This window comes from Robiginitalea sp. (assembly GCF_049588695.1).
In the GTDB taxonomy this organism is placed as follows: domain Bacteria; phylum Bacteroidota; class Bacteroidia; order Flavobacteriales; family Flavobacteriaceae; genus Robiginitalea.
Window position 1 is genome coordinate 1 of sequence record NZ_JBAVZJ010000210.1, and the last position, 1,751, is coordinate 1,751.

A 1,751-nucleotide genomic window follows, 5' to 3' on the forward strand; every position below is an offset into this window, starting at 1 on the left:
GATCTTTTCCAGCGTTCCCCGGTTTCTGCAATAAATTCAGTTACCTTTTTAGATGCGAATGTAGGCGACCTCACGAACAGGGGGATGGATCTGGTACTTCGCTGGGATGTATTGCGCAGCAGTGAGCCTGATGGATTTAATCTAACCCTTTTCGGCGTGGTCAACTTCAATGAAACTCGTGTGAATAATATTCCCACAGATAATGGCGAAAGCCTGAACGACAACGGTTTGACCGGGAGACGGAATGGGGGCATTTTCAATGAGTATTACCTCCTGCGGTATGCCGGTGTAAATCCTTCCAGCGGGAATCTGTTATTCCTTACAGCTGAAGGGGCACTAACAGAAAACCCGGATGCAGACACCGACCGGGTTTGGCTCGGAAAAAACCTGATCCCGGACTGGCAGGGGAGTTTTGGATTCAATATGGATTACAAAGGGTTTTTCCTGACGACACAGTTTAACTTTGTGACGGGAGTGGATCGCCTTGATAATGACCTGGCTCAATTCCAATCTCCTGATGAAATTGGGGTATACCGGTCTTCGCGTGACATGCTTCGCGTCTGGACCCCTGAGAACCCCCGTACCGACATCCCGTCTTACGATGCCATAAACCGGGCCTCTTTTACCTCTGATCGCTACCTGTCTGATGCAGATTATGTCCGATTGCGATTTTTACAGATTGGATATGACTTCCCCGCCCGTTTTTTGAATAAAACGGGGATTTCGAAACTCCGGGTTTTTGGAAATGCGGAAAACCTGTTTACCTGGAGTAAGTGGCGGGGGTTCGATCCTGAGGCCCAGGCCAACACATCGGTTGGCGCTCCCCTATACCCCACACCACGGATTATGTCCATAGGAGTTGAATTGGGATTTTAAAAAAACAGAGCGATGAAAAACATTAGAAATATATTGTTAACAGTAGGTGTAGTTGCAGGACTTGCTTCCTGTAACGACGCCATAGATATTGAGCAGCCCGGACGTCTAGATGCCGATGCGGCTTTCCAGACCGTTGATGATCTTCAGGCCGGTTTGTTCGGAGTTTACGACAACTACGATATCTCCACGGATATTGCCTTTCAGTCGATCTTTACCGATGAGTTATCGATTGGTTTTGACAACGGGGGCCAGGGGCTTGCGGATTACGGGTTCGTACTGAACGCGGGTAGCCAGGCACCTTTTACCTTCTGGACCAATGGGTACGATCAGCTGAACTCGGCTACACGGCTGATTGAAGCGGCCAATAACCTCGATCCTGAGGAGATTGCCGAGAATCCAGGGTTGTACGACCAGGTACTCGGGGAAGCCTATGCGCTTAGAGCCTGGGGACATTTTACCCTGCTTTCTTATTTCAGCACGGATTACACGGATGACAGTGCGCTGAGTGTTATCAACCTGGATTTTATCCCGACCATTGATCAGCAATTGCTGAGAAATACCAATGGCGAGACTTTTGCCCTGATCAATTCGGATCTGCAGCAGGCGTCTTCCCTTTTGGGATCTGATACCTCAGACAAGACGCGTATTAACCCGGATTTCATCACAGCACTCCGGGCCCGTATCGCGGCCTACCGTCAGGATTACGTAGCTGCGGCTACGTTAAGTCAGCAACTTATCGACAAGTATCCGCTGGCGAACCGTGCGGAGTATGAGGCTATGTTCCTGGATCAGGAAGATGGCGAGGTGATCTTTAAATTGGAGCGTACGAATAATGATACCTACGACGGACAGGGAGCCACGGGTAGCCCTGCAGC

General features: G+C 49.8%; 1 protein-coding gene and 1 pseudogene. Both read left to right on the plus strand.

Translation table 11 applies throughout. The features are described 5' to 3' along the window. Positions 1-876, plus strand: a pseudogene (locus tag WBV75_RS05015) (SusC/RagA family TonB-linked outer membrane protein); the annotation flags it as partial. A 12-nt stretch (positions 877-888) separates the two neighbouring features. Further along, the coding region (locus WBV75_RS05020; RefSeq protein ID WP_424119552.1) for a RagB/SusD family nutrient uptake outer membrane protein at positions 889-1,751 on the plus strand (863 nt) is incomplete at its 3' end.